Genomic DNA, 21,326 nt, shown 5'->3' with positions numbered 1-21,326 from the left:
CCAGAAATCATAACGATTTCCTGATTGTTCTTTCCTTTATTTTGTTTGCTTTATTTTCCACAATTGCTAAAAGCTTGTGTTCTTGGATGAATAATTCTTTCAGCGGAGTACAAAAATAAATACGCAAAAACCTAAAAACGTCGCGCTGTGTTAGCCCAATGTTCATGGATGAAAAATACAGACCAATTAAATCCTTATCACGCCAACGTTGAGGAACACTCGACCGAATCTGCGCCCGATGTAAATCAATTACAGAAATCTTAAGGTCGTCCTTGCATCCTGAAAAAGGAAGATGCAATAAGAAGTGACAAATATAGCAATCACGATGATTTATCCCCCCAGCATGCATTTTACGCACCATCGTAGCAACTCGGTCAATAAGCATACGCTTTACTTTTACATCAGGAGGATTTTCTATCCAATCGGCACAATAATCTTCTAAGCTGACAGTTGGTGTAAGATCTTCGGTAATAATAAACGAAGTTTTAGTCAGTGGATTCAAGCCTTTTTCGCCAAACCCTACACCGTGCATTGTATCTACGCCTAAACGACTCAGACGATGAATTGCGTTCCATTCTCTGTCTGCGCCTAATACAGGCATACGTAATGACAGTAGATTCTTTACAACCTCTTTGAGGGACGTACCTCTGTGCCATTTCAAAAAATAGCTTTTACCGGCAAGTTCAAATCTAAGTGTACGGCGTGTTTCCAGCTCTCTGAATACTTCACCTTGTAAATTTTTAACTTCTTCAAATGCATCTTTCCCGCGCCATAATGTGGCTAACGGTTCTTTCAGCTCAACCATCCTCCCCTCCCGTTATAATATCTGCAGCTTTCTCCGGCAGGCTGTATAAATCTTGCGTATCAGCATAGTATCGTGCACTTTCCCTCCAGCCAGAACACAATGAAGGCTCTCGCAAGGCTCGGCATAAAACCTCATTCAAAATGTCTTGTTGGAAAGGCTCTTCAATTACAACACCGCAATTGGCATCACGAATATAATGAGCATAACCACAGATGGCGGTAGTCAATACCGGTAGCCCTGCCGCAATAGATTCCAGTAACACAATGCCTGCCGCTTCCTGGTAAGCTGGGTGCATCAATAGATCTGCAGCAGCCATTAATTCTGCAACATCATTGCGGCCTGAGAAAAAACGTACATTAGCATATACATTCAATTTATCTGCCAGAGCCTGAAACTTTCGAGGTTTGTCCTGTCCTACAACAAACAATAACGTATTTTGACGAAGTGTCTCAGGTAAAGAAGCCAACGCACGTATAGAGCGATCCACACCCTTACGGGTAAAGTCAGAACCAACTTGCAATAATAAATACTGCTGCTCCGAAATACCGTTTTTCTGACGATAAATGTCTCTGCTATTCGGAATTTGTTGGCTGTACTTACGGTCCGGATAAATACCTGGGGGCAGAATATGAAAACGTTCAGCTTCAGTCTGATAATGCTTCTGGAAATCCGCTATCTGTTTATTCGTCAACATCAGAAGCTGTGTCGGTTGCCCCTGCTGAAAAGTCGCACGTTCAAACTCAGCATAATGGCGATAACGAGATGTCAGACGATAAAAAATGCTCTTTTCTTGCGCAACTTTCTCGGCATAACAAACATCTGCAGCATAATAAATATCCAGCCCCGGCATTTTGTTAAACCCAACAACTCGCTCGACAGGGTGCTGGAGTAAATGTGCCTGGACCCAAGAATAATATTCCGCATTGCGGCCATGGTTTGTCCGGGACTTTACCGGTACAAGAACTAATTCAAAAACGTCAGGACACTCACCTTCCCAGGACTGCGTGTAGACACGAACATGGTGACCTCGTGCCGCTACAGTTTGCGCAATGCGCATAAAATCACGCTGTAACCCACCGAATGGGAAGTATTTATACAAACAGAAAGCAACAATCATACGGGACTCCCCGCTTGTGGCGGCACAAGTCTACCGGGTAATAGTTTATCGACAGCAGCAATAACATCGTCAGCGGGAATCACCGAAAGATACATTTCATTGCGATCGCGCTGCTCACGTGGTGGCATCGGACGGTAATCACCAGCCCAAAATTGAATCATCTGCTTTGACCATGGTCGCCAAAAATTATGATCCGTTGCGCCAAACAGGCATATCAATGGTGTATCAACCGCAGCAGCAATGTGTCCGGGGGCAGAGTCAACTCCAATAAACAGCTGGGCATGATCGATAACCGCTCCCAGTTCAGGAAAACTCATCTTTCCAGCTAGCGTAGTAACAGGCTTTTGTTCACATCCTTGTGCGATTTCATTAACGCAAGCCAGATCATCCTCGCCTGGGCCAGAGGTCAGAATTACCTCCAGGCCACGCTGGTGCAAAGCATCAATTACCTCTGAAAACTTTTCGTTGTTCCAGCATTTGAAACGTTGGCGTGCCGTCGGTTGAATCACAACGTACTCTTCACCAACCCCAGCTCGATTTAGTTCAGTCCGCATACGTTCCCAACTGGCCGGTGGGTAACTCATTGTCGTATGTGTCACAATTGATTTCAGTTTCAACGGCGTCAATACAGACAGATTACTTTCCACCACATTGGTACCACTCAACGGAGCTAAGCATGTAAAACTATTTTTCCAGAAAAATGACTGACGATGACCATAGTCTTGAGAGATTTTGATTGGCGCACTCAGTAGCCGCATGAGTAATGCAACTACCCACTGATCCGTAAGATTTACAATCAAATCATACCGGTTTGCTCTCAATGCTTTGATTAGCTGCAGGAAATTTATAATCTTGCCTGTTAACTTTGTCTTTTTATTTTTAATACCATAAAGGGCATTAATTTCAGGATTTTCAGACAAGATCGGTATAGTGTCTTCATAAAGAAGCACATCGATTTTAGCGTCGGGATAGTTCTGCTTTAGCGTACTAATGACGGGAGTTGTTAATAACATATCTCCGTGAAAACGCATTTTTATGACCAGGATTCTTCGAAATAGCTTATCCACAAGCGACTCTTTTGTTGTGATTGTCTGGTTAAGTTAAGCAGAAAAAAGCACGCTACCGCCCCAGGCTCAACAGCTACCTGATTACTGATACCGTACTGACTTTTGCGCGTTAGTGTACCACTTCTTTCATCTCAATCCGACATGAATAAAAACTAGACAACTTTATAATTTTAACCTTTTAAATCATAACCATAGATAAACTACCGAAGCATTCCTTTTCCTTACGAACCTACTTTGCCAATGAAGAACATCAACTCGCATAAAAATGCAAAAAAATGAAGTTTCCCCCAGTGGAAGGGCCACACTTAAGGCTATTTAAGCTAAAATCTGGAAAAGTAATGGTAAAGCCACAGTTAAATACATAGAATCCCCAGCACATCCCTAGGTTAGCCACTATTATGCTCGAATTGCTTTACACCGCCCTTTTCTACCTTATTCAGCCCTTGATCTGGATACGGCTTTGGGTGCGCGGTCGTAAGGCTCCGGCCTACCGTAAACGCTGGGGTGAACGCTACGGGTTTTATCGTCGTCCGCTAAAGCCAGGCGGCATCATGCTGCATTCTGTGTCCGTGGGCGAAACACTGGCGGCGATCCCATTAGTCCGCGCCCTGCGACATCGTTATCCGGACCTGCCGATCACGGTTACCACCATGACACCAACCGGCTCAGAGCGCGTCCAGTCTGCATTTGGTACTGACGTTCAACACGTCTATTTACCTTACGATTTACCCGATGCACTCAACCGTTTCCTGAACAAAGTTGACCCCAAACTGGTGTTAATCATGGAAACCGAGTTGTGGCCAAATCTGATCGCGGCACTCCACAAACGTCATATTCCTCTGGTCATTGCTAACGCCCGACTTTCCGCCCGCTCGGCCGCAGGCTACGCGAAACTGGGTAAATTTGTTGGCAGATTACTACGTCGTATTACGTTGATTGCCGCACAAAATGAAGAAGATGGTGCACGCTTTATTACGCTTGGCGCAAAGAGCAATCAGGTGACCGTCACCGGCAGTCTAAAATTTGATATTTCCGTCACCCCGCAGTTGGCCGCTAAAGCGATCACGTTACGTCGCCAGTGGGCACCACATCGCCCGGTATGGATTGCTACCAGCACACACGATGGTGAAGAAAGCATTATCGTCGCCGCGCATCAGGCATTATTAAATCAGTTCCCGAATCTGTTACTGATTCTGGTTCCACGTCATCCGGAACGTTTTCCGGATGCCATTAACCTCGTACGCCAGGCTGGGCTAAGCTATACCACACGGTCCTCGGGAGAAGTCCCGTCTTCAGGTACTCAGGTGGTTATTGGCGATACGATGGGCGAACTGATGCTGCTGTACGGCATTGCCGACCTGGCATTCGTCGGCGGCTCACTGGTTGAACGTGGGGGTCATAACCCATTAGAAGCTGCAGCGCATGCGATTCCCGTACTGATGGGACCACATACCTTTAATTTTAAAGATATTTGCGCCCGACTTGAGCAGGCAAGTGGATTGATCACCGTCACCGATACCACCACGTTGGTGAAAGAGATCTCGTCGTTGCTGACCGATGCAGATTATCGTAATTTCTATGGTCGTCATGCAGTTGAAGTTCTGTATCAAAACCAGGGCGCGCTACAGCGTCTGCTGCAGCTGCTGGAACCTTACCTGCCACCCAAAACGCACTGAGGGTTGTCATGCAAAAACGGGCAATTTATCCAGGAACCTTCGATCCCATTACTAACGGCCATATCGATATCGTGACGCGTGCAACAAGCATGTTCGATCACGTGATTCTGGCGATTGCCGCAAGTCCCAGTAAAAAACCGATGTTTACTCTGGAAGAGCGTGTTGAGCTGGCACAGCAGGCAACGGCGCATCTCGACAATGTCGAAGTACTGGGGTTTAGCGACTTAATGGCAAACTTCGCCCGCGATAAACAGGCAAATGTTCTGATTCGTGGGCTGCGTGCCGTGGCAGATTTTGAGTATGAAATGCAGTTGGCGCACATGAATCGCCACCTGATGCCGCAGCTGGAAAGCGTCTTTTTGATGCCTTCCAAAGAATGGTCATTTATCTCATCATCGCTGGTTAAAGAAGTCGCCCGCCATCAGGGGGACGTGACCCACTTTTTACCGGCGAACGTGCACCAGGCGTTAATGGTCAAGCTGAAGTAAAGGCGTTATCTACGCTATTTCTGGCAGCGACGGCAGTAGAATGTCGTTCGCTGTGCATGTTTTGTCGCAACGATCGGCGCGCCGCATGCACGGCAAGGCTCACCTTCTCGCCCATAGACTTGCAACTCCTGGGCAAAATAGCCCGGCTTGCCGTCACTTTGCAGAAAATCCTTCAGCGTCGTTCCCCCTTGATCGATAGAGCGAAGCAAAACCGCCTTGATAACGCGCACCAACAGCTCACACTCAGATATCGACAGCGACGATGCCAGGCGGTCAGGATGGATACCAGCCGCAAACAGCGACTCGCTGGCATAGATGTTGCCAACCCCCACCACTAACTTGTTATCCATCAGCCAGGGTTTAATCGCCGTTTTCTTCTTCGCGCATTTCTGCTGGAGGTAACTGGCGTTGAAATCATCGCTCAGCGGCTCCGGGCCAAGATGCGCGAGAACATTGTGTCCCGCCAGTTCTTTGGTCCATAACCACGCCCCAAACCGCCGGGGATCGGTATAGCGTAGGACTTTGCCATTGCTCATCACCAAATCCACATGGTCGTGTTTTTCTGCCGGGCGTTCTTCAGGAAGAATACGTAAACTGCCTGACATGCCCAGATGAATGATAATCCAGCCATCCGCTAGCTCTAAAAGCAGATACTTCGCACGACGTTGTACGCTAAGCACAGGCTTATCACTAAGACGATAGATTTCTTCTGATACCGGCCAACGCAGACGCCCATTACGCACAATGGCGTGCAGAATCGTTGCCCCAACGAGATGCGGCTCAATACCACGGCGACTGGTTTCGACTTCAGGTAATTCAGGCATAGCATCTCCGGCGGTGTATCAGGTCTCATTAATATGGGGACGGCCAGAAAACAAAAAACCCCGCCGAGGCAGGGTTTTTCTTTACATCAAAGCGAAAATTATTTGATTTTCGCTTCTTTGTATAAAACGTGCTGACGGACAACTGGATCGAATTTTTTCAGTTCCAGTTTTTCCGGCTTAGTACGCTTGTTCTTCGTGGTGGTGTAGAAGTGACCAGTACCAGCAGAAGAAACCAGCTTGATTTTCTCACGAATACCTTTAGCCATGATTTATTTCCTCTTAGTACTTAGTACTTTTCGCCACGGGCACGCAGTTCAGACAGAACTGTTTCGATGCCTTTCTTATCAATAACACGCATACCTTTAGCAGATACACGCAGGGTGACAAAACGCTTCTCGCTCTCAACCCAAAAACGGTGAGAGTGCAGGTTAGGCAGGAAACGGCGTTTAGTCGCGTTCAGTGCGTGGGAACGGTTGTTACCGGTCACCGGACGCTTGCCAGTAACTTGGCAGACTCGGGACATGTCTATTCTCCAAAAATCAAATTAGCTCGAGCTTCGTATGGGGTATTGGCGCCTCGTCAGGCTTCTCAGCCCGGTTATCGCAGTTCAATACACTCAATCTTTCATACTGCATCAACGTTGGATACCGAATGAATGATTTCGTATATTTGCGAACTCTCGATTGCCAGGCCCAAATGCCAAACCCGAGATTCTCAAAGGTGGCGTAGTATACGCTGAGTCAGCGATGTGCTCAAGTCCCGAACAGACAAAGATCCCGATGGATCGCGTAAAGTGCGTTAAATCCAACCGCGTTCCGCAAAAGAAACGTACTCTCCGCGCCCAATTACTAGATGATCAAGCACCCGGACATCCATGAACTGACAGCATTTCACAACACGCTCGGTGATAAGTTTATCTGCTTTACTCGGCTCTGCACACCCCGAAGGGTGATTATGCGCAAGGATCAGCGCCGACGCATTCATTTTTATCGCCTCACGGACAATTTCTCGCGGATGTACCTCGACATGGCTGAGCGTGCCAGAAAAAAGTGTGCTGTGTTTAATCACGCGATGCTGAGCATCAAGAAAGATCACCAGAAAGATCTCTCGTTCCTCTTGCGAGAACTGGCTTTGCAGAAACTCACGCGCCATTTCGGGACTCAGTAGCGAACGTTCTTCCATCACGCGCACGTTGTAGTAACGCTTTGCCAATTCGGCAATACCTTTTAGCTGGGCATACTTCGCCACGCCAATACCCTGAACCTGGCTGAAATCCATGTAATCGGCCGATAACAGACCATACAGAGAACCAAAATTTTGCAGTATCTCTTTTGCCAGCGTCAGGACATCTTTCCCTCGCGAACCGGTACGTAAAAAAAGAGCCAATAGCTCAACATCCGTCAGCGAATCAACCCCCAGAGCCATCATTTTTTCCCGGGGCATCGAACATTCCATCTCTTCCATGCTTCTCCTCCCTTAGCCCGCGAATGGTTACATAACACCCGCCATGAAGCGACGTCCTGTTTTCACTTCTTCGTGACGCCTCGCAAAGTGCTTCCCGGCAAAAGCACGTCGCATTGAGGATTGTGATAAAATATCCGCCTTCTGGTGAAATCCAACAGGAAAGATCATGATGAGCCTGGCCGGTAAAAAAATCGTAATTGGTGTCAGTGGCGGTATTGCTGCATACAAAACCCCCGAGCTGGTACGCCGTTTACGGGAACGTGGCGCAGACGTCCGCGTGGCAATGACCGAGGCGGCAAAAGCGTTTATTACGCCCCTGAGCTTACAGGCGGTTTCGGGCTACCCCGTTTCCGACAGCTTGCTTGACCCCGCAGCAGAAGCTGCGATGGGTCATATTGAACTCGGGAAATGGGCCGATTTAGTTATCCTGGCCCCCGCCACGGCTGATTTGATTGCGCGCGTTGCCGCTGGCATGGCCAACGATCTGGTGTCAACGATCTGCCTGGCAACGCCTGCGCCTGTTGCCGTCTTACCGGCCATGAACCAGCAGATGTACCGCGTCGCCGCAACACAGCACAATCTTGGCGTTCTCGCGTCACGTGGCTTGCTCATCTGGGGACCCGACAGCGGCAGCCAGGCCTGTGGCGATGTTGGCCCTGGCCGTATGCTGGATCCGTTAACCATTGTGGATATGGCGGCGGAACATTTTTCACCTGTCAATTCCCTGCAACATCTCAACATCATGATTACGGCTGGCCCAACACGCGAGCCGCTTGATCCGGTGCGCTACATTTCTAACCACAGTTCCGGAAAGATGGGTTTCGCCATCGCCGCTGCGGCAGCAAAGCGCGGCGCTAATGTCACGCTGGTGTCAGGTCCCGTGTCATTAGCCACGCCGCCTTTGGTGCAGCGTATTGATGTCGTTACGGCGCTCGAAATGGAAGCTGCCGTGCAATCAGTCGTACAGCAACAGCATATTTTTATTGGTTGTGCCGCCGTCGCTGATTATCGCGCAGAAACCGTAGCCCATGAAAAAATCAAAAAGCAGGCGACGCAGGGTGATGAATTCACAGTAAAAATGGTCAAAAACCCGGATATTATCGCCGGGGTTGCCGCACTCAATGCTAATCGTCCTTTTGTCGTTGGGTTTGCCGCCGAAACAAATAATGTGGAAGAATATGCCCGGCAAAAACGTATCCGCAAAAACCTTGATGTGATTTGTGCAAACGATGTTTCACTATCTACTCAAGGATTTAACAGCGACAGCAACGCATTACACCTTTTCTGGCAGGATGGAGATAAAGTCTTACCGCTTGAGCGTAAAGAACTCCTGGGCCAATTATTACTCGACGAGATCGTGACCCGTTATGATGAAAAAAATCGACGTTAAGATTCTGGACCCACGCGTAGGGCAACAATTTCCGCTCCCGACGTACGCCACCTCTGGCTCTGCCGGACTTGACCTGCGCGCATGTCTTGATGACGCCGTAGAACTGGCTCCGGGCGCGACGACGCTGGTGCCAACCGGGTTAGCCATTCATATCGCCGACCCTTCGCTGGCGGCGGTAATGCTTCCACGCTCCGGGTTGGGCCATAAGCACGGTATCGTACTCGGCAACCTGGTCGGTTTGATTGACTCCGATTATCAGGGCCAACTGATGGTATCTGTCTGGAACCGTGGCCAGGACAGCTTCACTATCGAGCCGGGTGAGCGTATTGCACAGATGGTCTTTGTGCCGGTCGTGCAGGCTGAATTTAATCTGGTGGAAGAATTTGAAGCCACCGATCGTGGCGAAGGCGGCTTCGGCCATTCCGGGCGCAAGTAACCCGTAGAGAAGTATCCCACAGCGTAATAACGCAATAACATACCGCAAACAGTTGTTTGCGGTCGCTGTGTGGATGCCTGCCTGGCAAGTGCTTATTTTCAGGGGTATTTTGTAACATGGTAGAAAAGCAAACTGCGAAAAGGAATCGTCGCGAAGAAATACTTCAGTCTCTGGCGCTGATGCTGGAATCCAGCGATGGAAGCCAACGCATTACGACGGCAAAACTGGCAGCCTCTGTTGGCGTTTCCGAAGCGGCATTGTATCGCCATTTTCCCAGCAAGACCCGCATGTTCGATAGCCTGATTGAGTTTATCGAAGATAGTCTGATTACCCGTATCAACCTGATTTTGAAAGATGAAAAAGACACCGGCGCACGCCTGCGTCTGATCGTGTTGCTGATTTTAGGGTTCGGGGAACGTAATCCCGGCCTGACGCGTATTCTGACCGGTCACGCACTGATGTTTGAGCAAGATCGTCTGCAGGGCCGCATTAATCAGTTGTTTGAACGCATCGAGGCCCAGCTGCGCCAGGTTCTGCGAGAAAAACGGATGCGTGAAGGTGAAGGTTACGCCATGGATGAAACGCTGCTGGCCAGCCAGTTACTGGCTTTCTGTGAAGGTATGCTGTCTCGTTTTGTGCGCAGCGAATTTAAATACCGTCCAACGGACGATTTTGACATCCGCTGGCCGCTGATAGTCGCACAATTGCAGTAATCGCTGATTGCCCGGTGGCGCTACTACGCTTACCGGGTCTACAGAAAGTGCGTAGGCCGGATAAGCGTAGCGCCATCCGGCAGTTCTGATTATACGCCGTACGTTTCGCGATACGCCCGCACTGCGGCCAGATGTTCCGCCATCTCCGGCTTCTCTTCCAGATACGCAATCAAGTCTTTCAGGGTAATGATTGAAATGACCTTGCACCCATAATCACGCTCCACCTCCTGGATAGCGGAAATCTCACCACGACCCCGTTCCTGACGATCGAGAGAAATCAGAACCCCAGCTAACATCGCACCATTCGCCTGGATTATCTCCATCGACTCACGAATCGCCGTACCGGCGGTGATCACATCATCCACCAGCATCACACGGCCCTGCAATGCGCTGCCGACCAGGTTACCACCTTCGCCGTGGGTTTTCGCCTCTTTACGGTTAAAACAGTACGGCAAATCTTTATCGTGGTGTTCTGCCAGCGCAACGGCGGTCGTTGTGGCAATAGGAATACCTTTGTACGCCGGGCCAAACAGCAAATCGAAATCAATACCGGAATCCACCAGCGCTTCGGCATAAAAACGGCCTAACAGTGCCAGGTCACGCCCGGTATTAAACAGTCCAGCGTTGAAGAAATAGGGGCTCTTACGCCCGGATTTCAGCGTAAACTCACCGAACTTTAGTACCTGCTTGCTAAGCGCAAACTCAATAAACTGGCGCTGATACGGTTTCATGGATTCGCTCCTCATCTCACTTTATAACAGACAAAAAAAAGGCGACTCATCAGTCGCCTTTAAAATTAATTTTCTAACGCCGCCTTCTGCGTCGTTATGATGGATTCAATTCCCCCTCGGGCCAGTGCCAGTAGGGTGAGAAGTTCTTCATGGCTGAACGGTTCGCCTTCCGCCGTGCCCTGCACTTCAATAATGCGACCGTCTTCGGTCATCACCACGTTCATGTCGGTTTCTGCCGCAGAGTCTTCAACGTACTCTAAATCGCAGAGCGCTTCGCCATTCACAATACCCACGGACACCGCAGCAACCATCCCTTTCATTGGGTTGGTTTTCAGCTTACCGCTGGCAACCAGTTTGTTCAGCGCATCAGCCAGCGCAACACAAGCACCGGTAATGGATGCAGTACGGGTACCGCCGTCTGCCTGAATCACGTCGCAGTCCAGGGTGATGGTGAATTCGCCAAGCGTTTTCAGGTCAACGGCGGCGCGCAGCGCACGCGCGATCAGACGCTGAATTTCCATGGTACGGCCGCCCTGCTTACCTTTCGCCGCTTCACGCGCGTTACGGGTATGAGTCGCACGCGGTAACATGCCATATTCTGCGGTGATCCAGCCTTGTCCCTGGCCCTTCAGAAAGCGCGGCACGCCTTCATCAATCGAGGCGGTGCACAGTACTTTGGTATCACCAAATTCGACCAGCACGGAGCCTTCAGCGTGTTTTGTATAATTACGGGTCAGGGTGACGGGACGCACCTGGTTGGCACTACGACCTGCTGGACGCATGATAAAATCTCCGGCTTGAAACGAATGTGGCTGCGCATTATACGGAGTTCCGACGGTTATTCCTATCCTGACAAGACATGGATGGCTATAATCCTCCCATCTCATCTTCAAAAACAGGAACGTCTATGATCCGCAGCATGACCGCCTACGCCCGGCGTGAAATCAAGGGTGAATGGGGTAGCGCTACCTGGGAAATGCGCTCGGTAAACCAGCGTTATCTGGAAACCTATTTTCGCCTGCCGGAACAGTTCCGTAGTCTTGAGCCTGTTGTACGCGAGCGCATCCGCACGCGTCTGACACGCGGTAAAATCGAGTGTACGCTGCGTTTTGAGCCTGATGCCAGCGCGCAAGGTGAGTTGCTCCTGAATGAAAAACTCGCTAAACAGCTCGTCACCGCCGCAAATTGGGTCAAGATGCAGAGCGATGAAGGCGAAATTAATCCGGTTGATATCCTGCGCTGGCCGGGTGTCATGGCGGCCCAGGAACAAGACCTGGACGCTATTGCCGCAGAGATCCTTGCCGCGCTCGATGGCACGCTGGACGACTTTATTGTCGCACGTGAAACCGAAGGCCAGGCGCTAAAAGCGTTAATCGAACAACGTCTGGAAGGCGTCAGCACCGAAGTGGCGAAAGTCCGCGCGCATATGCCGGAAATCCTGCAGTGGCAGCGTGAACGTCTGGTTGCCAAACTCGAAGACGCACAGGTTCAGCTGGAAAATAACCGTCTTGAACAAGAGCTGGTGCTGATGGCGCAGCGTATCGATGTGGCGGAAGAATTAGATCGTCTGGAAGCCCACGTTAAAGAAACCTACAACATCCTGAAGAAAAAAGAGGCGGTCGGCCGTCGTCTGGACTTTATGATGCAGGAATTCAACCGTGAATCGAACACCCTCGCCTCTAAATCCATCAATGCCGAAGTGACTAACTCAGCCATTGAGCTGAAGGTATTGATCGAGCAAATGCGCGAGCAGATTCAGAACATCGAATAGGTCATCTCCTCACGTAGCCCGTCGATAAAATGGCGGCGCTACGCCTGCTTTTCAAGCATCCGCTTATTTTATCGCCACTTCGAATTATATTTTCTCATCATCTATGCTCAGTTTTTAAAGCTTAAAGTGCATACCATCTGGCATGCTTAGTAAATTCGCATTAGCTGTAGTTATTAAAACCACTTCGCCTTAGAAAATCTCAATCGTGACAACGAGCACAAATCGCTAACCTTAGCCCCCAGGAAATCAGGGGGAATACATGCTGTTACACGTTTTATACTTAATTGGCATCACTGCTGAAGCCATGACGGGTGCACTGGCGGCAGGCCGTCGTCGCATGGATACATTTGGCGTTATTATTATTGCCACCGCGACCGCCATTGGCGGCGGGTCCGTCCGTGATATTCTTCTCGGCCATTATCCTCTCGGCTGGGTGAAACATCCTGAGTACGTCATTATTGTGGCGACCGCCGCGGTGCTAACCACAATTATTGCTCCCGTCATGCCCTACCTGCGCAAGATTTTCCTCGTACTGGATGCACTAGGCCTGGTGGTGTTCTCGATTATCGGCGCACAGGTTGCACTTGATATGGGACATGGACCAATCATTGCCGTTGTAGCAGCAGTCACCACCGGTGTCTTTGGTGGCGTATTGCGCGATATGTTCTGCAAACGCATTCCGCTGGTGTTCCAGAAAGAACTGTATGCCGGGGTGTCATTTGCCGCTGCCGTGCTGTACATCGTGCTACAACATTATGTTTCCAACCACGATGTGGTCGTTATCTCCACCCTGCTATTCGGCTTTACTGCGCGATTATTGGCGCTGCGCCTGAAGCTAGGGCTGCCGGTGTTCTATTATCACCATGAAGGTCATTAAGGCATAAATCCGGTAACGCGCTGAGCGGCTAACCAGTTACTTAGTGCGTTGACTTGCCGATTATCCCGCCATTGAATCACCTGCCTGGCACGACGCTCTCCCGTGGAGGGAAGCTGGCGCCAATGGCTCTCATCGCACGCCTGTAATTGCCGCCAGGTACTCTCGTGACTGGCGTTAAGTGTTACCTGTGTTAACGGTATGCCCATGGCGATTAGCCAGCGAGTAAAAGGACGCTGCCGTGACAGATTGAACTGATGCCATAGCTTCTCTCCCTTGCTTACCCCAAGCGCGGACTGTAATTGCTCTGGGGTTAATGCCAGCCACGAAAAGATATGTTCAAAGCGATACGCCTGATGGAGTTCCCGCCACCCCGCCTCGCCGATACCCTCAAGATCCAGCACCTCTTTTGCACTCAGCCAGACCAGTCGGGCAACAAACTGTTGCTGACACTCAGGCGTAGCATAAAAACAGGTCAATGAATTGAAGTGCCCCTCTGGGGGCGTAGGTTTAGTACGTTGAGTGCCGCGCCAGACAACTTCATCGATGCGAGGAATGCCCTGTCCGGCCAGGCTTATCAGGAGGTGATCGCCTGGGGCAATATCCCATTCATTCCAGCGCCTTACAGAGCCGACGTTGACACGCTGCACCCGTTTATCATCCAGCATGACAGGAACCAGTATTGCGACCACGGCAATTTTCCCACTTTTACCAACAGAAAACTGAATATCCATGACCTCGGACACGCGAGCGACCGGAGAATATTTCCAGGCCACCACCCAATCGCCCTGTCCGGGTAACCAGTTTCGTGCTGGCGGCTCTTTTGCCATGCGCACCACCACACCATCCGTCACGAAAGGCAATGTGGAAGTCCACCAATGTGTACGGGCACGCTCGACCTCATCTGCATTATTCACGGGCTGAGTATAGTGTTGCGTAAAACCGAACCCCGCATCAGCGAGCAGCGTGAGTCTTTCCTGCATCACCTCTGGGCCATCAGGCCAGGCCCAGATGAAAACAGCCAGGGAGTGTAGTGACTCTGGATTATCCTGACGCATCAGCATTCCTGCCACCTTCGAGCGGGCGTTCATTCCGCCTCTCTTTTGCTGGATATGCCCCTCCTGCTGTAGAAATATTTCACCCTGTAAGGTGCTGTTCGCCAGCAGACCTTTAGTTGTCTGCGGTATGGAAGGGATCCGACGAACCTTCTGGGTCCAGTCTTCCCCTTTAAGTCCATTTCCGCGACTAATCGCCCTGACAAGACTGCCATCCTTATAAATCAGCGTCACCGCAACCCCATCGACCTTCGGTTGTACCCATACATCGCTGCGGTTACGTAACCATTGCTGTATCGCGGGTTTATCTGCAAGTTTACGGACACCGGTATGGGGAATGGGATGCGATATCGTCCCGCTAATCGGTGGGGCAGGCACCTCGGCTTGAGGCTCCTCACCAAAACAGCGCTGCCACTGCCGTAATTGCGCATTGAGTTGGTCATAAACGCCATCGTCTACAGCACTGACGCCCTGCTGCCAGTAGCTGGCATCCCACTGGGTTATCTGCTGTTGTAGCTGTGAAATTTCCTCATGAGCCCTGGCTGGCGACCAGACCGGGCACACAGCCCATACGGGTAAGTGCCCTAGCAGCAAAATCAGCACCATGTATTTCCTTATTGCCATCACTACCTCCGCTGTAGGTTGTATTACGCGGCAGGTATAGCGCGAAGCGGCAGAGAATCCGAGTGGTAAAAAGCCATCCTGCGAGGTGCTTTCCGGTCATTTTTACTTGTTGCAGCAACTCTGCGATAAAACAGGAAAAAGATACGCAAAACGCAATAATCCTGCGCAAAAAGTGTGACAAAGACTACGTCGTATAGCGGCTACGTGTATAATAAGCCCGTATGTAGGCTCTCTTTCGACAATCACATACATAAGATACTCATGGCTCAAGGCACGCTTTATATTGTTTCTGCCCCCAGTGGCGCGGGTAAATCCAGCCTGATTCAGGCTTTATTAAAGACCCAACCGTTGTATGACACCCAGGTTTCTGTTTCGCACACCACGCGCGCACCGCGCCCGGGGGAAGTGCATGGTGAACACTATTTCTTTGTGAACCATGATGAATTCAGGACCATGATTGGCAGAGATGCGTTTCTGGAACACGCAGAGGTATTCGGCAATTACTACGGCACCTCGCGTGAGGCAATTGAGCAAGTACTGGCATCGGGCGTAGATGTCTTTTTAGATATCGACTGGCAAGGTGCGCAGCAAATTCGTGAAAAAATGCCGCATGCACGCAGTATTTTTATTTTGCCGCCTTCTAAGATTGAACTGGACCGTCGCCTGCGTGGGCGTGGTCAGGATAGCGAAGAGGTGATCGCAAAACGTATGGCACAAGCTGTTGCAGAAATGAGCCATTACGCCGAATATGATTATCTGATTGTGAATGATGATTTTGATACTGCCCTGGGCGATTTGAAAACGATCATTCGCGCCGAACGTCTGCGCATGAGCCGCCAAAAGCAGCGCCATGACGCTTTAATCAGCAAACTGTTGGCAGACTGAACCCACATTCAGTATCATGCCCAGTCATTTCTTCACCTGTGGAGCATTTTAAGTATGGCACGCGTAACTGTTCAGGACGCTGTAGAGAAAATTGGTAACCGTTTTGACCTGGTACTGGTCGCCGCGCGTCGCGCTCGTCAGATGCAGACAGGCGGAAAGGATCCGCTTGTACCAGAAGAAAACGATAAAACTACCGTAATCGCGCTGCGCGAAATCGAAGAAGGTCTGATCAACAACCAGATCCTCGACGTGCGTGAGCGCCAGGAACAGCAAGAGCAGGAAGCCGCTGAATTACAAGCCGTTACCGCTATTGCTGAAGGTCGTCGTTAATCACAAAGCGGGTCGCCCTTGTATCTGTTTGAAAGCCTGAATCAACTGATTCAAAACTACCTGCCGGAAGACCAGATTAAGCGTCTTCGGCAGGCGTATCTCGTTGCACGTGACGCTCACGAGGGCCAGACACGTTCAAGCGGTGAACCCTATATCACGCACCCGGTAGCGGTAGCCTGCATTCTGGCCGAGATGAAACTCGACTATGAAACGCTAATGGCTGCGCTGCTGCATGACGTGATTGAAGATACCCCCGCTACCTACCAGGACATGGAACAGCTTTTTGGTAAAAGCGTTGCAGAACTGGTTGAAGGGGTATCGAAGCTTGATAAGCTTAAGTTTCGCGATAAGAAAGAGGCGCAGGCCGAAAACTTTCGCAAGATGATTATGGCGATGGTGCAGGATATCCGCGTCATTCTCATCAAACTTGCTGACCGTACCCACAATATGCGCACGCTGGGCTCATTACGCCCGGACAAACGTCGCCGTATTGCCCGCGAAACCCTCGAAATCTACAGTCCGCTGGCGCACCGTTTAGGTATACATCACATTAAAACCGAGCTGGAAGAGTTGGGTTTTGAAGCGCTGTACCCGAACCGCTATCGCGTGATTAAAGAAGTGGTTAAAGCCGCACGCGGCAACCGCAAAGAGATGATTCAAAAAATCCTCTCGGAAATCGAAGGACGTTTGCAGGAGGCAGGCATTCCGTGTCGCGTAAGCGGTCGCGAGAAACACCTGTACTCGATCTACTGCAAAATGGTGCTCAAAGAGCAGCGTTTTCACTCGATCATGGACATCTACGCGTTTCGCGTTATCGTCCACGACGCCGACACCTGTTATCGCGTACTTGGTCAAATGCACAGCCTGTACAAACCCCGTCCTGGTCGCGTGAAAGACTATATCGCCATTCCGAAAGCGAACGGATATCAGTCTTTGCACACCTCGATGATCGGTCCACACGGGGTTCCGGTTGAAGTACAAATTCGTACTGAAGACATGGACCAAATGGCGGAGATGGGGGTTGCTGCGCACTGGGCATATAAAGAGCACGGCGGTGAAAGCAGCACCACAGCGCAAATCCGCGCGCAGCGCTGGATGCAAAGCCTGCTGGAACTGCAGCAGAGTGCCGGTAGCTCATTTGAATTTATTGAAAGCGTCAAATCTGATCTCTTCCCGGATGAGATTTATGTTTTCACACCGGAAGGGCGCATTGTTGAACTGCCTGCCGGTGCAACACCTGTCGATTTCGCTTATGCCGTGCATACCGACATCGGTCATGCCTGCGTCGGTGCACGCGTCGACAGACAGCCTTACCCGCTTTCGCAGTCGCTTTCCAGCGGCCAAACTGTTGAGATCATTACCGCTCCGGGCGCGCGTCCGAATGCGGCGTGGCTCAACTTTGTCGTTAGCTCGAAAGCCCGCGCCAAAATTCGCCAGCTGTTGAAAAACCTCAAGCGCGATGATTCCGTTAGCCTGGGTCGCCGTCTGCTTAACCATGCCTTAGGCGGCAGCCGTAAACTGGCTGAGATCCCGCAGGAGAGCATCCAGCGTGAGCTTGAGCGCATGAAGCTCGCCACGCTTGACGATCTGCTCGCGGAAATCGGCCTGGGGAATGCCATGAGCGTGGTGGTAGCGAAAAACCTCCAGCAGGGTGACGCATCTGCGAACGTTCCTGCGCAATCCGGCCACGGCCATCTGCCGATCAAAGGCGCTGATGGTGTGCTGATCACCTTCGCGAAATGCTGTCGTCCCATCCCAGGTGACCCGATTATCGCCCACGTCAGCCCTGGGAAAGGTCTGGTCATTCACCATGAATCCTGTCGTAACATCCGTGGTTACCAGAAAGAGCCAGAGAAGTTTATGGCGGTGGAATGGGACAAAGAAACGGAGCAGGAATTCATCACCGAAATCAAGGTGGAGATGTTTAACCACCAGGGTGCTCTGGCTAACCTGACGGCGGCAATCAACACCACGACTTCCAATATTCAAAGCCTGAATACGGAAGAAAAAGACGGTCGCGTCTACAGCGCCTTTATCCGCCTGACCGCTCGCGATCGCGTGCATCTGGCGAATATCATGCGCAAAATCCGCGTAATGCCGGACGTTATTAAAGTCACACGTAATAGAAATTAGCGCTTACACAAAATCATTCGAATTGCATCAAGGCGGCAAGCGAATGAATCCCCAGTAGCGTACAAAAGTACGTGACTGGGGTAAGTGAGTGCAGCCAACGCCGAGGCAGTTCGAAGGATGAAGTGTAATGAACTCAAACCGTTATGCGCGTATTTGTGAAATGCTCGCCAGGCGTCAGCCCGATCTGACCGTCTGCATGGAGCAGGTCCATAAACCTCATAATGTTTCTGCGATCGTTCGTACCGCAGATGCGGTCGGTGTGCACAAAGTCCACGCCGTCTGGCCGGGTAGCCGCATGCGCACCATGCTCTCTTCTGCCGCAGGCAGTAACAGCTGGGTGCAAGTCAAGACCCACCCGACTATTGGCGATGCGGTCACCCATTTAAAAAATCAGGGCATGCAGATTCTGGCGACGCATCTCTCTGATAAGGCTGTCGATTTCCGCGAAATTGATTACACGCGCCCCACCTGCATCCTGATGGGTCAGGAAAAAACCGGCATCACCCAGGAAGCGTTAGACCTTGCGGATCGGGATATCATCATTCCTATGACCGGCATGGTGCAGTCATTGAATGTCTCGGTTGCCTCCGCACTCATTCTGTATGAAGCACAGCGCCAGCGGCAAAACGCCGGCATGTACCAGAGAGATAACAGCATGCTGCCGGAAGACGAACAGCAGCGCCTGCTTTTCGAAGGGGGTTATCCGGTGCTGGCCAACGTCGCAAAGCGCAAAGGTCTCCCTTACCCCCACGTCAATACGCAGGGCGAAATTGAAGCCGATGCCGCGTGGTGGGCCACTATGCAGTCAGCGAGATAAATCCAATGAAAGGCCGTTTACTGGATGCCATTCCACTTAATTCCCTGACGGGCGTTGGCGCAGCGCAAAGCAGTAAACTGGCTAAAATCGGCCTGCACACCGTACAGGATCTCCTGTTACACCTTCCTCTGCGTTATGAAGACCGCACGCATCTGTACCCAATTGGCGAGCTTTTGCCGGGCGTCTACGCCACCGTAGAAGGAGAAGTGCTGAACTGCACTGTCACCTTCGGTGGTCGGCGAATGATGACCTGCCAGATAAGCGACGGTTCCGGCATCCTGACGATGCGTTTTTTCAACTTCAGCGCGGCAATGAAAAATAGCCTGGCGACAGGTCGGCGAGTGCTGGCCTACGGTGAAGCCAAGCGCGGGAAATACGGGGCAGAGATGATCCACCCGGAATACCGCGTACAGGGCGATCTCAGCACCCCGGAACTGCAGGAAACGCTCACGCCAGTTTACCCAACCACGGAAGGGGTTAAGCAGGCTACGCTGCGCAAACTTACCGATCAGGCGCTGGATTTGCTCGATACCTGCGCCATTGCCGAACTGCTGCCGCCCGAACTGTTACAGGGCATGATGAGCCTACCGGAAGCGCTGCGCACGCTGCATCGTCCACCGCCATCGTTACAGCTCAGCGATCTAGAAACCGGACAACATCCGGCGCAGCGGCGCCTGATCCTCGAAGAGCTCTTAGCCCATAACCTCAGTATGCTGGCATTGCGCGCCGGGGCGCAGCGTTTTCATGCCCAGTCACTGAGTGCCAACGATACGTTGAAAAACCAGCTGCTGGCCGCGTTACCCTTTAAGCCCACAGCCGCACAGGCGCGGGTGACCGCTGAGATCGAACGCGACATGGCGCTGGATGTCCCGATGATGCGCCTGGTACAGGGTGATGTCGGATCTGGTAAAACCCTGGTCGCCGCGCTCGCTGCCCTACGGGCCATTGCCCACGGTCAGCAGGTAGCGCTGATGGCACCAACCGAACTGCTGGCCGAACAGCATGCGAATAACTTCCGTAGCTGGTTTGCCCCACTTGGCATTGAAGTCGGCTGGTTGGCCGGTAAGCAGAAAGGTAAAGCGCGTCTTGCCCAACAGGACGCCATTGCCAGCGGGCAGGTACAGATGATTGTCGGTACACACGCCATTTTTCAGGAGCAGGTTCAGTTCAATGGTCTGGCGCTGGTGATTATCGACGAACAGCACCGCTTTGGCGTTCATCAACGTCTGGCTCTATGGGAAAAAGGTCAGCAGCAGGGTTTCCACCCGCATCAGCTGATCATGACTGCCACGCCGATCCCGCGTACTCTGGCAATGACCGCCTACGCCGATCTCGACACCTCGGTGATAGACGAACTCCCGCCGGGTCGTACGCCGGTCACCACGGTCGCCATCCCGGATACCCGTCGCAGCGATATTATTGATCGCGTGCGCAACGCCTGTACCCATGAAGGACGTCAGGCTTACTGGGTCTGCACGCTGATTGAAGAGTCTGAATTGTTAGAAGCCCAGGCGGCAGAAGCCACGTGGGAAGAGCTGAAAATTGCCCTACCGGAACTCAATATTGGTCTGGTGCACGGACGCATGAAGCCCGCCGAGAAGCAGTCGGTGATGGCTGCCTTCAAGCAGGGAGAACTGCATCTGTTGATCGCCACCACGGTGATTGAAGTCGGCGTGGACGTCCCCAACGCCAGCCTGATGATTATCGAAAACCCGGAACGTTTAGGTCTGGCCCAGCTGCATCAGCTACGCGGCCGCGTCGGTCGTGGCGCGGTGGCCTCCCACTGCGTGCTGCTCTACAAATCACCGCTGTCAAAAACCGCGCAGAAACGCCTGCAGGTCCTGCGAGACAGTAACGACGGATTTGTGATTGCGCAAAAGGATTTGGAGATTCGCGGCCCCGGAGAATTACTGGGGACACGTCAGACGGGGACGGCGGAATTCAAAGTAGCGGATTTACTACGCGATCAGGCAATTATTCCGGAAGTTCAGCGCATTGCCCGTCATATTCACGAACGTTACCCACAACAGGCGGTGGCGCTGATTGAACGCTGGATGCCGGAAACCGAACGCTATTCCAACGCGTAATCGATAAATAGCGGCGGCGGTTGTCACACCGCCGCACGG

The 21,326-nt window shown here is 51.4% G+C and carries 22 protein-coding genes; 12 read left to right on the top strand and 10 right to left on the bottom strand.

Annotated features, from left to right (window positions below; genetic code table 11):
• Positions 1-7: 7 nt before the first annotated feature.
• From rfaP to rfaQ, 3 genes are read right to left on the bottom strand one after another with little or no spacing between them, the layout of a single operon-like run.
• Positions 8-805 carry a lipopolysaccharide core heptose(I) kinase RfaP gene (rfaP, locus tag IB214_RS00480; RefSeq protein ID WP_117342554.1) on the bottom strand — a complete coding sequence of 266 codons (798 nt, stop codon included), beginning with the start codon at positions 803-805 and terminating at the stop codon, positions 8-10.
• Positions 798-1,922, bottom strand: a complete 1,125-nt coding sequence (locus tag IB214_RS00475; protein ID WP_117342555.1) for a glycosyltransferase family 4 protein — start codon at positions 1,920-1,922, stop codon at positions 798-800. The genes rfaP and IB214_RS00475 overlap by 8 nt, the downstream gene beginning before the upstream one ends.
• Complete coding sequence (gene rfaQ, locus IB214_RS00470) at positions 1,919-2,989, bottom strand: lipopolysaccharide core heptosyltransferase RfaQ (RefSeq protein ID WP_117342556.1); 1,071 nt, start codon at positions 2,987-2,989, stop codon at positions 1,919-1,921. The genes IB214_RS00475 and rfaQ overlap by 4 nt, the downstream gene beginning before the upstream one ends.
• Positions 2,990-3,387: 398 nt before the next feature.
• Between rfaQ and waaA the strand changes: the two genes are divergently transcribed.
• Both waaA and coaD read left to right on the top strand, forming a co-directional pair.
• Positions 3,388-4,665, top strand: coding sequence for a lipid IV(A) 3-deoxy-D-manno-octulosonic acid transferase (gene waaA, locus IB214_RS00465; protein WP_115257166.1), 1,278 nt, complete (start codon positions 3,388-3,390; stop codon positions 4,663-4,665).
• Positions 4,666-4,673: 8 nt separating this feature from the next.
• Positions 4,674-5,153, top strand: coding sequence for a pantetheine-phosphate adenylyltransferase (gene coaD, locus IB214_RS00460; protein ID WP_115257165.1), 480 nt, complete (start codon positions 4,674-4,676; stop codon positions 5,151-5,153).
• 14 nt (positions 5,154-5,167) lie between these two features.
• Here coaD and mutM read toward each other — a convergent pair whose 3' ends face one another.
• The 4 genes from mutM to radC all read right to left on the bottom strand — a co-directional run bounded on the left by mutM (position 5,168) and on the right by radC (position 7,441).
• Complete coding sequence (mutM, locus tag IB214_RS00455) at positions 5,168-5,977, bottom strand: bifunctional DNA-formamidopyrimidine glycosylase/DNA-(apurinic or apyrimidinic site) lyase (RefSeq protein ID WP_117342557.1); 810 nt, start codon at positions 5,975-5,977, stop codon at positions 5,168-5,170.
• A 98-nt stretch (positions 5,978-6,075) separates the two neighbouring features.
• Positions 6,076-6,243, bottom strand: coding sequence for a 50S ribosomal protein L33 (gene rpmG / locus IB214_RS00450; RefSeq protein ID WP_003024094.1), 168 nt, complete (start codon positions 6,241-6,243; stop codon positions 6,076-6,078).
• A 20-nt stretch (positions 6,244-6,263) separates the two neighbouring features.
• Positions 6,264-6,500 carry a 50S ribosomal protein L28 gene (rpmB, locus tag IB214_RS00445; protein WP_003024071.1) on the bottom strand — a complete coding sequence of 79 codons (237 nt, stop codon included), beginning with the start codon at positions 6,498-6,500 and terminating at the stop codon, positions 6,264-6,266.
• 275 nt (positions 6,501-6,775) lie between these two features.
• Positions 6,776-7,441 (bottom strand): DNA repair protein RadC, encoded by a 666-nt coding sequence (radC, locus tag IB214_RS00440; protein WP_096759076.1) that lies wholly within the window; start codon positions 7,439-7,441, stop codon positions 6,776-6,778.
• 169 nt (positions 7,442-7,610) lie between these two features.
• Here radC and coaBC point away from each other — a divergent pair, with 169 nt between their 5' ends.
• From coaBC to slmA, 3 genes are all read left to right on the top strand, one after another.
• A complete protein-coding gene (gene coaBC / locus IB214_RS00435) occupies positions 7,611-8,831 on the top strand; it encodes a bifunctional phosphopantothenoylcysteine decarboxylase/phosphopantothenate--cysteine ligase CoaBC (protein ID WP_117342617.1) in 1,221 nt (406 codons plus the stop codon).
• The gene (dut, locus tag IB214_RS00430; protein WP_003827259.1) at positions 8,809-9,267 is read left to right on the top strand and encodes a dUTP diphosphatase; all 459 of its coding nucleotides are present in this window, start codon (positions 8,809-8,811) and stop codon (positions 9,265-9,267) included. The genes coaBC and dut overlap by 23 nt, the downstream gene beginning before the upstream one ends.
• A gap of 116 nt (positions 9,268-9,383) precedes the next feature.
• Positions 9,384-9,980 (top strand): nucleoid occlusion factor SlmA, encoded by a 597-nt coding sequence (slmA, locus tag IB214_RS00425; RefSeq protein ID WP_096759074.1) that lies wholly within the window; start codon positions 9,384-9,386, stop codon positions 9,978-9,980.
• Between the two features lie 89 nt (positions 9,981-10,069).
• Here slmA and pyrE read toward each other — a convergent pair whose 3' ends face one another.
• The gene (gene pyrE, locus IB214_RS00420) at positions 10,070-10,711 is read right to left on the bottom strand and encodes an orotate phosphoribosyltransferase (RefSeq protein WP_115257162.1); all 642 of its coding nucleotides are present in this window, start codon (positions 10,709-10,711) and stop codon (positions 10,070-10,072) included.
• A 65-nt stretch (positions 10,712-10,776) separates the two neighbouring features.
• Positions 10,777-11,493, bottom strand: a complete 717-nt coding sequence (gene rph, locus IB214_RS00415) for a ribonuclease PH (protein ID WP_115257161.1) — start codon at positions 11,491-11,493, stop codon at positions 10,777-10,779.
• A 125-nt stretch (positions 11,494-11,618) separates the two neighbouring features.
• Here rph and IB214_RS00410 point away from each other — a divergent pair, with 125 nt between their 5' ends.
• Positions 11,619-12,482, top strand: coding sequence for a YicC/YloC family endoribonuclease (locus IB214_RS00410; protein ID WP_096759071.1), 864 nt, complete (start codon positions 11,619-11,621; stop codon positions 12,480-12,482).
• A 259-nt stretch (positions 12,483-12,741) separates the two neighbouring features.
• Positions 12,742-13,359, top strand: coding sequence for a trimeric intracellular cation channel family protein (locus tag IB214_RS00405; protein WP_096759068.1), 618 nt, complete (start codon positions 12,742-12,744; stop codon positions 13,357-13,359).
• Here the strand turns inward: IB214_RS00405 and ligB are convergent.
• The gene (ligB, locus tag IB214_RS00400; RefSeq protein ID WP_117342558.1) at positions 13,356-15,035 is read right to left on the bottom strand and encodes an NAD-dependent DNA ligase LigB; all 1,680 of its coding nucleotides are present in this window, start codon (positions 15,033-15,035) and stop codon (positions 13,356-13,358) included. The genes IB214_RS00405 and ligB overlap by 4 nt on opposite strands.
• Before the next feature lie 261 nt (positions 15,036-15,296).
• Here ligB and gmk point away from each other — a divergent pair, with 261 nt between their 5' ends.
• The 5 genes from gmk (at position 15,297) to recG (ending at position 21,287) form a co-directional block, all read left to right on the top strand.
• Complete coding sequence (gmk, locus tag IB214_RS00395) at positions 15,297-15,920, top strand: guanylate kinase (protein WP_005122601.1); 624 nt, start codon at positions 15,297-15,299, stop codon at positions 15,918-15,920.
• A 54-nt stretch (positions 15,921-15,974) separates the two neighbouring features.
• Positions 15,975-16,250, top strand: coding sequence for a DNA-directed RNA polymerase subunit omega (gene rpoZ, locus IB214_RS00390; protein WP_002442542.1), 276 nt, complete (start codon positions 15,975-15,977; stop codon positions 16,248-16,250).
• A gap of 18 nt (positions 16,251-16,268) precedes the next feature.
• Positions 16,269-18,383: a bifunctional GTP diphosphokinase/guanosine-3',5'-bis pyrophosphate 3'-pyrophosphohydrolase gene (gene spoT / locus IB214_RS00385; RefSeq protein ID WP_096759066.1), complete on the top strand. Its 2,115-nt coding sequence runs from the start codon at positions 16,269-16,271 to the stop codon at positions 18,381-18,383.
• Between the two features lie 127 nt (positions 18,384-18,510).
• Positions 18,511-19,200, top strand: a complete 690-nt coding sequence (gene trmH, locus IB214_RS00380; RefSeq protein ID WP_117342559.1) for a tRNA (guanosine(18)-2'-O)-methyltransferase TrmH — start codon at positions 18,511-18,513, stop codon at positions 19,198-19,200.
• Between the two features lie 5 nt (positions 19,201-19,205).
• A complete protein-coding gene (gene recG / locus IB214_RS00375; RefSeq protein ID WP_117342560.1) occupies positions 19,206-21,287 on the top strand; it encodes an ATP-dependent DNA helicase RecG in 2,082 nt (693 codons plus the stop codon).
• Positions 21,288-21,326: the final 39 nt, after the last annotated feature.

Source organism: Citrobacter sp. C1 (assembly GCF_014596895.2).
Taxonomy (GTDB): Bacteria; Pseudomonadota; Gammaproteobacteria; order Enterobacterales; family Enterobacteriaceae; genus Citrobacter; species Citrobacter gillenii.
Note: the sequence above shows the minus strand (reverse complement) of the source record. Positions and strands in the feature narration are given on the sequence as shown.